Below are 10,140 nucleotides of genomic sequence, written 5' to 3' on the forward strand. Positions count from 1 at the left end.
GGAGTCACCGTGCCCAGGACCCCACGCACCCTCGCCGCCGCCGCGGCGCTCGCCGCCGCCGCACTGGTCGCCTCCGGCTGCTCCTCCTCCGACGCCTCCGGCGGTGAGGACGCCGCGCTGGACACCATCAGCATCCAGGCGCCGTTCCTGGGCGCGCAGCCGCCGCAGCAGGGCGACGAGGTCGAGAAGCGCCTGGAGGAGATGACCGGCAAGCAGATCGAGGTCACCTGGGTGCCGAACTCCTCCTACGAGGACAAGACGAACGTCACCCTCGCCGGCGACCAGGTCCCCACCGTCATGGTCATCCAGGGCAAGACGCCCGGCTTCGTGAAGAACGCCCAGGCCGGCGCCTTCTGGGACCTCACCGACGTCCTGGCCGACTACCCGAACCTCACCACGGAGAACCCCGAGGTGCAGGAGGCGGCCAGCGTCAACGGCACCGTGTACGGCATCTACCGCGCCCGCGACGTCATGCGCACCAGCGTCATCGTCCGCAAGGACTGGCTCGACAAGCTGGGCCTGCAGATGCCGAAGACCACCGAGGACCTGGCGAACGTCGCCCGAGCCTTCACCGAGGACGACCCCGACGGCAACGGCGTGGACGACACCTCCGGTCTGATCGTCCCCAAGTGGCCCGGCGGCATCAACAGCAACAGCCCCTGGGACGTCATGGCGACCTGGTTCGGCGCGGGCAACGGCTGGACCGAGCGGGACGGCGAGCTCGTGCCGAACTTCACCACCCCCGAGTGGCTGGAGGCGGTGGACTACGAGAAGAACCTCATCGACAACGGCTGGGTCAACCCCGACTACGCGACCCTGGACTCCGCCTCCTGGAATGAGCCGTTCTTCCAGGGCAAGGGCGGCATCATCGTCGACGTCCACTCCCGCGCCGAGGTCATCCGGAAGCTCTTCAAGCAGCAGGACCCCGAGAACTTCCAGAACTACGTGGACTCCACAGGCAACCTCGTCGGCCCCGACGGCGAGATGCACGCCCACCCCACCACCGGCTACAGCGGCTTCCTGGTGATCCCGAAGTCCCAGGTGCGCACCGAGGAGCAGCTGCGCGACGTGCTGCAGTTCCTCGACACGATGGCGTCCGAGGACGCGCAGATCCTGGAGAACAACGGGATCGAGGGGGTGAACTTCACCGTCGTCGACGGCAAGGCGCAGGCCATCGACACCCCCGAGGCGCAGGCCCTCACCGAGTCCGTGCAGAGCTGGGCGCAGCTCGGCACCAACGTGGCCGGCTACGAGGCCTACGACCCGAAGATGGCCACCGAGTACGAGCAGAGCGAGTACGACGAGCGCCGGGCCATCGAGGAGGCCGACATGGAGAACGCCGTCTTCGACGAGGCCGCCCCCTACGTCTCGGAGACCTACGTCCTCAAGGGCGCCCAGCTGGACAACATCGTCTCGGACGCCCGCCTGCAGTACCTGGCCGGCCAGATCGACAAGGCCGCCCTGCAGGACGCCATCGAGCGCTGGCGCAGCAGCGGTGGTGACCAGATCATCGCCGAGATCAACCAGCTGGACCAGGAGAACTCGTGACGGCGATCCAGCCGCCCCCCACCAGGGGCGTCCGCGAGGCGGTCGGGGTCCGTGGCCCCGACCCCTCGCGGCGGGTGGCCGCCCGGGTCCGCCGCAACTCCTGGCTGTACCTGCTGCTGCTGCCCGGCGTCGCGTACTTCGTGGTGTTCCGCTACGCCCCGATGGGCGGGGCGGTCATCGCCTTCAAGGACTACGTGCCGTTCCTCGGCATCACGGACAGCCCGTGGGTGGGCCTGGCCCACTTCACGGACTTCTTCACCAACCCCGACTTCCCCCGGCTGCTGGTCAACACGCTGGTCCTGGCGCTGCTGAACCTGTGCGTGGCGTTCCCGCTGACGATCGTCCTGGCGGTCCTGCTCAACGAGGTGCGGCTGAACCTGCTCAAGCGCACGGTGCAGACGCTGGTCTACATCCCGCACTTCCTGTCCTGGACGGTGGTCGCCTCCCTGACGTACCTGCTGCTGTCGGTCGACGCCGGCCCGCTGCTGCAGCTGATCCAGACCGTGACCGGCTCAGAGGCCACCCCCCTGACCGATCCCGAGTGGTTCCGGGCCATCATCGTCGCGCAGGAGGTCTGGAAGAACACCGGCTGGGGCACCATCATCTTCCTGGCCGCGCTGGCCACGGTGGACCAGGAGCAGTACGAGGCCGCGATCGTCGACGGGGCGGGGCGCTTCCAGCGGGTCTGGCACGTGACACTGCCGTCCATCCGCGGCACGATCGTCATCATGCTGGTGCTGGCCATCGGGCAGATCCTCAACACCGGTTTCGAGCAGATCTACCTCATGACCAACGCGCTGAACCGCAGCGTCGCGGACGTCTTCGACACCTACGTCTACTTCGTCGGCATCACCCAGGGCGCCTACAGCTACTCCACCGCCGTCGGGCTGTTCAAGGCCATCGTCGGCGTGGTGCTGGTGCTCGGCGCCGACCGCCTCGCCAAGAAGCTCGACGGATCGGGGATCTTCTGATGGCCCGTGAGCGCTACCGCTTCAACACCCCGGCCGGGCGCGTGTTCGACGTCGCGAACGTCGTCGTTCTCAGCGTCATCGGCCTCGCCGCGGTCCTGCCGTTCCTGTACGTGATGGCCGGCTCGTTCGCGACGGAGGCCGAACTGTCCCGTCGCGCGTTCTTCGTGTGGCCGGAGGAGTGGACGCTGGAGTCCTACCGCTCCATCCTCTCCTCCCCCGCGTTCGTCCGCGCCATGGTCACCACCGTCCTCGTGACCGTGGTGGGCACCGCGATCCAGCTCCTGCTGACGGTCACGATGGCGTACCCGCTGGCGAAGAAGTCCCTGCCGGGACGCAACCTCGTGCTGGGCATGGTGGTCGTCACCCTCGTCTTCTCCGCCGGCATGATCCCCACGTTCCTCGTCGTGCGCGAGCTGGGGCTGCTGAACACCTACTGGGCGCTGGTCCTGCCCATGGCGATCAACCCGTTCAGCCTGATCATCATCAAGAACTTCTTCCAGGCGATGCCCCCGGAACTGGAGGAGTCCGCCCGCATCGACGGTGCGACCGACGTCGGGGTGCTGCTGCGCATCGTGCTGCCGCTGTCCAAGCCGGTCCTGGCGACGTTCACGCTGTTCTACGCGGTGGGCATCTGGAACGACTTCATGTCGCCGCTGCTGTACCTGAACGACCCGGACATGTGGACGCTGCAGGTGTTCCTGCGGCAGGTGACGGCCGGCGCGGAGATGGCCTCCGGCGAGATCGACCCGAACTACGTCCCGCCGGAGCAGGGCATGAAGCTGGCCGTCATCGCGGTGGCGACGCTGCCCGTGCTGCTGTTCTACCCGCTGCTGCAGAAGCACTTCGCCAAGGGCATGCTCATCGGCTCGGTGAAGGGGTGAGCGCGCCGCAGCGCGGGCCGCTTCGCGTGCACCTGGCCGGGGACTCGACGGTGGCCGCCTGCCCGGCCGCCGAGGAGCCGATGTCCGGGTGGGGCGCCCACCTGGGTCAGGTGTCCGGCTGGGCGGTGCGCAACCTCGCCGTCGGCGGGGCGAGCACCGCGTCCTTCCGCGACGAGGGCCGCTGGGCGGACCTGCTGTCGCGCACCGCCGAGGGCGACGTGGTCGTCGTGCAGTTCGGGCACAACGACCAGAAGAGGCCCGGTGAGCTGGACGCCCGCGGCGGGTACAGCGCGAACCTCGCGGCGTTCGTCGCCGAGGCGCGGGACGCCGGTGCCAGACCGGTGCTGTGCACGTCCGTGGCACGGCGCCGGTTCACCGGCGCCGTGCTGGAGCCCACGCTGGGCGAGTACCCCGCCGCGGTGCGCGAGCTGGCCGCCCGCGAGGCGGTGCCGCTGGTGGACCTGGAGGTCTTCACCTCCTGGTGGTACGACCAGCTGGGACCGCAGCGCTCGATGAAGCTGTTCGTGCACCTGGCCCCCGGCGAGCACCCGTGCTGGCCCGACGGCCTGGCCGACGACACCCACTTCAGCCACCGCGGTGCGCGCGGCGTCGCGGCCTACGTCGCGCGGGCGCTGCCCGCCGTCCTGGACGGGAAGGGATCGTGACCACCACCGGCAGCAGCACCACGACCACCGGCAGCACGACCGGCGCCTACCGCAACCCGCTGCGCAGCGCCGCCGACCTGGCCGGCTGGGTCGCCGAGGGCCCCGTCGTCGCCGAACCCGGTCCCGCCGGCACCGTGCTGACCAGCTCGGCCGCCGATCCCGACGCCGACTCCTCGCACTTCACGTTCTGGTGCCCGGAGGTGTTCGGGGACTCGGTGCGCGTGTCGGTGGGGTTCACGCCCCTGTCGGGCGAGGGCCTGGCGATGGTGTTCGCCGGGGCCGCCGGCACGGGCGGGGAGGACCTCTTCTCCCCCGCCCTGGCCCCGCGCGCCGGGCTGTACCCGCAGTACCACTCCTCGGACGTGCGGGCGGTGCACGTCTCGTTCTACCGCCGCAAGTGGGCGAGCGAGCGGCGCTTCCTGACCTGCAACCTGCGCAAGGCGCCGGGTTTCCACCTCGTGGCGCAGGGCGCGGACCCGCTGCCCCCGCACGGGGACGCGGACGGCCCCTACCGGCTGGAGCTCGTCAAGGACGGCCCGCGGGTGAGGTTCTCGATCGACGGGCTGGAACTGCTGCGCTGGGCCGACGACGGGGCCACCGGCCCGGCCGCCGGGGCCGGGCGCGTGGGGTTCCGGCAGATGGCGCCCCTGGTGGCGCGCTGGAGCGACCTGGAGGTGGAGCAGGCGTGAGCCTGGACGAGGTGACCACGACGGCCCCGGCCGGGCCGGTGGGGGGCGCGCTGCACGAGGTGCCGCTGCGCTGGATCGACGACGCCGCACCGGGGGACCTGCCCGGTGGCGCGACCCTGGGGGTGCCGCTGCCGCGGGGCCTGGTGAGCGGCGCGGAGGGCCTGCGCGTCGTGGACGCCGCGGGTGCGGCGGTGCCGGCGCAGTTCTGGCCGCTCGCCACCTGGCCGGACGGCAGCACCAAGTGGAGCGGGGTGGCGCTGCCGGCGACAGCGGCCCCCTCCCCCGCCTACCGGGTGCTCGTCGCCCCCGGTGCCCCCGGTCCGCTGCACGACGGCGGGTCGCCGGTGGTGCGCGTGAGCGAGGACGGCGGGCGGGTCGTCGTCGACGCCGGGGGGCTGCTGCTGCGGGTGCCCCGCCGCGGCCCGGTGCTGTTCGAGTCGCTGGAGCTGGACGGCACCGTGGTGGCCGGGGGTGCGCGGCTGGTCAGCGAGCTGGCCGCCGACCCCGCCGGGCACGAGCGCACGGCCTTCGACGGCGCGGTGGAGGAGGTGGCCGTCGAGCAGCGCGGCCCGGTGCGCGCCGTGCTGCGGCTGCGCGGGCGGCACCGCGGCACCGACCCGGCCGGCGCCGAGCGCGCCTGGCTGCCGTTCACGGTGCGCCTCGTCGTGCACGCCGGCGCCCGCAGCGTGGGCGTGGTGCACTCCTTCGTCTTCGACGGCGACGGCGAGCGCGACTTCCTCGCCGCGCTGGGCGTGCGGGTGCAGGTGCCGCTGCGCGCCGAGCTGCACGACCGGCACGTGCGCTTCGCCAGCGCCGAGGGCGGCGTGTTCCGCGAGGCGGTGCGCGGGATCACGGGGCTGCGCCGCGACCCCGGTGAGCAGGTGCGCGCAGCGCAGCTCGCCGGGCGGGCGACGCCCCCGGTGGAGTCCTGGACCGCTCCGGTGCCCGCGCTGCTGCACCACGTGCCGGCCTGGTCGCAGTACCGGCTGCGCCAGCCGACCGCGGACGGGTTCACCATCGCCAAGCGGCTGGGGCCCGGGCGCGGCTGGGTGGGTGCGGCGGCCGGGACCCGGGCCGCCGGGTACGTGTGCGTGGGCGACCCCGGCGGGGCGCTGGCGGTGGCGGTGGCGGACTTCTGGCAGTCGCACCCGGCCGGCCTGGACGTGGCCGGCGCGGCGGGGCGGGCCGGCGAGGACGTGGCGGAGGTGACGGCGTGGCTGTGGGCGCCGGACGCCGTGCCCATGGACCTGCGCCCCTACAACGACGGCGCCTCCACGCCCGACCACGCCTCGCAGCTGGAGGCTCTGGAGATCACCTACGAGGACTTCGAGGAGGGGTTCGCGGACGCGCACGGCACCGGCCGCACCTCGGAGCTGACGTTCACCGCGCACCCGGGCACCCCCCCGGTGCAGCGGGTGGCCGACGACGCCCGCGCGGCGGGCGCCGCACCGCAGCTGGCGGCGACCCCGGCGGCCCTGCACGCCGCGGGCGTCTTCGGCGACTGGGCACCGGTGGACCGCTCGACGCCGGAGCGCGCGGCGCTGGAGGACCGGCTGGAGTTCCTGCTCGACTTCTACCTCGACCAGGTGGAGCAGCGCCGCTGGTACGGGTTCTGGAACCACGGCGACGTCATGCACGCCTACGACGCCGACCGGCACGTGTGGCGCTACGACGTGGGCGGGTACGCGTGGGACAACTCCGAGCTGTCGCCGGACCTGTGGCTGTGGACCAGCTTCCTGCGCACCGGCCGTGCGGACGTCTTCCGCATGGCGCGCGCCATGACCCGCCACACGGGCGACGTGGACGTCTACCACCTGGGCCGCTGGGCGGGCCTGGGCTCGCGGCACAACGTGCAGCACTTCGGCTGCAGCGCCAAGCAGCTGCGCATCTCCAACCCCGCTTACCGCAGGTTCCTGCACTTCCTGACGGCGGACGAGCACACGGGCGACCTGATGGCGGAACTGGTGGACTCCGACACCACGTTCCTGGCGCTGGACCCGACCCGCAAGGTGCGCGAGGACGCGGCCACGTACGCCCCGCGCCGCGAGGCGCTGGCGGTGGGCCTGGGCACCGACTGGGGTTCGCTGGCGGCCACGTGGCTGGCGGACTGGGAACGCACCGGCTCGGCGCGCTCGCGCGAGAGGCTGCTGGGCACGATGGCGGACATCGCGGCGCTGCCGCAGGGCTTCCTCACCGGTGAGGCGCTGTACGACCTGGACCGCGGCCGCTTCGACACCACGCGCGACCGGGTCTCGGTGTCGCACCTGTCGGCGGTGTTCGGCCTGGTGGAGATCGCCAGCGAACTGGTGGACCTCACCGCGGGCACGGAGGTGGGCGCGGCGTTCGAGGCGGCCTGGCTGCGCTACTGCAGGCTGTTCAACGCGCCCGCCGCCGAGCAGGCGGCGGAGGTGGGCGCCCCGCTGGAGGGCACGCACCTGGAGCAGGCGCACAGCCGGCTGACGGCGTACGCGGCGGCCCGCACGGGCGACGCGGCGCTGGCGCGCCGGGCGTGGCAGGAGTTCGAGCGCGGCGGGGAGTTCCTGCGCGCGGAGGCGTTCACGCGGCGGCGGCTGGAACCGCCGGAGGTGCTCACCGCGGTGGACGAGGCGCGCACGCTGTCCACGAACGACGCCGCGCAGTTCTCGCTGGCCGCGATCCAGAACCTGGCGCTGGCCGGCGACGCCCTGGGCTGAGCCCGCCCGCACGCACCGAGGGCGCCGGCCCCCTCGCGGGGACCGGCGCCCTCGGCGCCGGGGTGCTGAGCGGGGCTCAGCGCGAGTAGTACTCGACGACGAGCTGCTCGTCGCAGGTCACCGGGATCTGCTCGCGCACGGGCAGGGCCTGCACGCGGGCGGTCAGGTCCTGGCGGGCGACGTCCAGCCAGCCGGGGATCTCGTTCTCGCTCCAGCCGCCCTCGGCGGCCACGATGAACGGGGTCTTGGACTTGCTGCGCGGGGCGACCTCGACGACCTGGCCGGGCACGACCCGGAAGGACGGGCGGTCCACGCGGCGGCCGTCGACCACGATGTGGCGGTGCACGACCATCTGGCGCGCCTGGTAGATGGTGCGGGCGAAACCGGCGCGCCACACGACCGCGTCCAGGCGGGTCTCCAGGAGCTGGACGAGGTTCTGGCCCGTCTTGCCCGGCTTGCGCTTGGCGAGGTCGTACGCGCGGCGCAGCTGCGTCTCGCTGACGTCGTACTGGTAGCGCAGGCGCTGCTTCTCGCGCAGCTGCGTGGCGTAGTCCGACGCCTTCTTCTGCTTGCGGCCGTGCATGCCCGGCGGGTACGGGCGGCGGTCCATGTAGCGGGCGGCCTTCGGGGTGAGGGCCACCCCCAGGGCACGGCTGATGCGCACCTTGGGACGCGCGTTGTTCATTCTTCCTCCAGATCGTAAGGTTAGCCTGACCTCAGTCGAGACGAGCTCGACGCGGCTGCTGCCGCGAGGTCAGGACGATCGCGCTCCGAGGAGGCACACGTGACCAGGTGGACCACGGCACCGAGCGAGCATTCGGAGCGCACCGCTCCCAACTCTACGGCCTGCGGGCAGGTGCCCTCGACACCGGAGCCCCTGCCGCTGCGCACCACCCCCGCGCAGTGGGCCCGCACCCTGGCCCAGGGGACGGTCCCGGGCACCCTGCACCTGCCCCGCACCGACGCGGCCGGCGGCTGCCCGCACCACGGTCCCGCCGTGCACGACACCGGTGCGACCGGTGCGCGCGGCGCGGGCCGCACCGACGCGCACCGGGTGCAGCACCTCGCCGACGCCTCCGGCGCGCTGCTGCTGCTCGTGGGCACCGGCGACGCCCTGCACGAGCGGCTGGTGGAGCTGGCCGAGGCGGCGGAGGGGGCGCCGGCGGGGGCCTCGGGGGTCCCCGCGGTGCTGGACGTGCTGGACGTGCCGCCGGGGCAGGCGGCGCTGCCGCGCGCCCGGCTGTGCGTGACCGGCTGGGTCGAGCGCGTGGACGCGGCCGGCCAGCGCGAGCTGGCGCAGGCGGCGGCGGCGGTGCGGCCCCTGGGGGCGCTGCTGGACGTCGGCACCACCCGGGCCCTGTGGCGCCTGGAGGTCGCCGACGTGCGCGTCACCACCGCCCAGGGCGTGCACCTGCTGGACGAGGACGCCGTCGCGGCGGCCACCGCGGACCCCTTCTACGCCGACGAGGACGGCGTGGTGTCCCACCTGGAGGCCGGGCACCGCGACGCGCTGGTGGCGTGGGTGCTGCGCGAGCTGCCGGCCGGCGAGGCGGCGCGCACCCGCGAGGTGTCCGTCGTGGGCCTGGACCGCTACGGCCTGGACGTGCTCGTCACCGTCGGCTCGGGGACGCGGGTGCTGCGGGCGCCGTTCCCCCGGCCCGCCGGCGGGCCGCACGAGCTGCGCCCGTCGCTGTGCGCGGCGCTGGGCTGCCCGTGCGGCGGGGTGACCGGCTGACGCCGCGGGCTCAGTACCAGTTGTTGGCCTGCGAGTGCGACCAGGCCGAGCACGGGGTGCCGTAGCGGCTCTCGATGTAGCGCAGGCCCCAGGTGATCTGGGTGACGGGGTTGGTCTCCCAGTCCGCGCCGGCGGAGGCCATCTTGCTGCCCGGCAGGGCCTGAGGGATGCCGTAGGCGCTGGAGGTGGGGTTGTCCGCATCCCACTGCCAGCCGCTCTCCTTGGTCCACAGCGAGTCCAGGCAGGAGAACTGCGACTCGCCCCAGCCGCGCTCGGCGACCAGGGCGCGGGCGACGGAGCGCGGGTCGCGCTGCGCGCTGCGGGCGGCCGCGGCGGCGGCCGCGGCCCGGGCCTCCTCGGCCAGACGGGCGGCCTCGGCGGCGGCCGCCGCCTCGGCGGCCAGGCGGGCCTCCTCGGCGGCGACGCGCTCCGCCTCGACGCGGGCGTCGGCGGCGGCGCGGTCCTCGCGGGCGGAGAACCAGGCCGCGGAGTGCTCGACCCGCAGCTGCTCGGTGGCGGCGACCAGGAGGTGGTCGGGCACGGCGGCCTCGGCCTCGGGGGCCGGTCCCCCGGTCAGGGCGGCCACGCCGAGGGCGGCGGCGCCGACCGCGACGACGCCGGGGGCGAGGAGCCGCGACCAGCGGCGGGCCGGGCGGCCCGCCGCGGCGGCGGCGCCCTCCGGGGTCGGCTCGCCGGGGGTCCGGCCGGAGGTGTGGTGCTGGGGGGTCGTCGGCACGCGGGACCTTCCCTCGGTCGCCGGCCCACGCCCGGTCGAGTCGCGTCCACCCCGCCGGCGGGCCGCCGCCGCCTCGCGCTGGAGGCGGCGGCCGTGGGGCCCGGGCGGCACCGCGGCCGGGCGCTGGGCGGCCCGGCCGGGGGGGCGCCCCGGCCCGCGCCGGGGCGGGCGGCACCCGCCGCGGGCAGACAGTAACAAAAACAGCACCAAAACACGCACACA

General features: G+C 73.9%; 9 protein-coding genes. 7 read left to right on the forward strand and 2 right to left on the reverse strand.

The genetic code is table 11. From position 1 onward, the window contains the following. The first annotated feature begins 9 nt into the window (after nucleotides 1-9). From ACRYR8_RS15960 to ACRYR8_RS15985, 6 genes are all read left to right on the forward strand, one after another. Nucleotides 10-1,548, forward strand: coding sequence for an extracellular solute-binding protein (locus tag ACRYR8_RS15960; RefSeq protein ID WP_432484796.1), 1,539 nt, complete (start codon nucleotides 10-12; stop codon nucleotides 1,546-1,548). Nucleotides 1,549-1,622: 74 nt separating this feature from the next. Next, nucleotides 1,623-2,519, forward strand: coding sequence for an ABC transporter permease (locus ACRYR8_RS15965; protein ID WP_432484872.1), 897 nt, complete (start codon nucleotides 1,623-1,625; stop codon nucleotides 2,517-2,519). After that, a complete protein-coding gene (locus tag ACRYR8_RS15970) occupies nucleotides 2,519-3,400 on the forward strand; it encodes a carbohydrate ABC transporter permease (RefSeq protein WP_432484794.1) in 882 nt (293 codons plus the stop codon). The genes ACRYR8_RS15965 and ACRYR8_RS15970 overlap by 1 nt, the downstream gene beginning before the upstream one ends. Beyond that, a complete protein-coding gene (locus ACRYR8_RS15975; protein ID WP_432484792.1) occupies nucleotides 3,397-4,065 on the forward strand; it encodes a rhamnogalacturonan acetylesterase in 669 nt (222 codons plus the stop codon). Before ACRYR8_RS15970 ends, ACRYR8_RS15975 begins: the two co-directional genes overlap by 4 nt. Next, nucleotides 4,062-4,754, forward strand: a complete 693-nt coding sequence (locus tag ACRYR8_RS15980) for a DUF1961 family protein (RefSeq protein ID WP_432484790.1) — start codon at nucleotides 4,062-4,064, stop codon at nucleotides 4,752-4,754. The genes ACRYR8_RS15975 and ACRYR8_RS15980 overlap by 4 nt, the downstream gene beginning before the upstream one ends. Continuing rightward, on the forward strand, nucleotides 4,751-7,447 hold the full coding sequence (locus ACRYR8_RS15985) for an exo-rhamnogalacturonan lyase family protein (protein ID WP_432484789.1): 2,697 nt from the start codon (nucleotides 4,751-4,753) through the stop codon (nucleotides 7,445-7,447). The genes ACRYR8_RS15980 and ACRYR8_RS15985 overlap by 4 nt, the downstream gene beginning before the upstream one ends. Nucleotides 7,448-7,523: 76 nt before the next feature. Here the strand turns inward: ACRYR8_RS15985 and rpsD are convergent, their stop codons facing one another. After that, nucleotides 7,524-8,132 carry a 30S ribosomal protein S4 gene (rpsD, locus tag ACRYR8_RS15990; RefSeq protein WP_432484787.1) on the reverse strand — a complete coding sequence of 203 codons (609 nt, stop codon included), beginning with the start codon at nucleotides 8,130-8,132 and terminating at the stop codon, nucleotides 7,524-7,526. A gap of 171 nt (nucleotides 8,133-8,303) precedes the next feature. Between rpsD and ACRYR8_RS15995 the strand changes: the two genes are divergently transcribed. Continuing rightward, nucleotides 8,304-9,182, forward strand: coding sequence for a DUF2470 domain-containing protein (locus ACRYR8_RS15995; protein ID WP_432484785.1), 879 nt, complete (start codon nucleotides 8,304-8,306; stop codon nucleotides 9,180-9,182). A gap of 10 nt (nucleotides 9,183-9,192) precedes the next feature. Here ACRYR8_RS15995 and ACRYR8_RS16000 read toward each other — a convergent pair whose 3' ends face one another. Beyond that, complete coding sequence (locus tag ACRYR8_RS16000; protein ID WP_432484783.1) at nucleotides 9,193-9,918, reverse strand: aggregation-promoting factor C-terminal-like domain-containing protein; 726 nt, start codon at nucleotides 9,916-9,918, stop codon at nucleotides 9,193-9,195. Nucleotides 9,919-10,140 lie beyond the last annotated feature (222 nt).

Source organism: Kineococcus esterisolvens (assembly GCF_050871405.1).
GTDB lineage: Bacteria > Actinomycetota > Actinomycetes > Actinomycetales > Kineococcaceae > Kineococcus.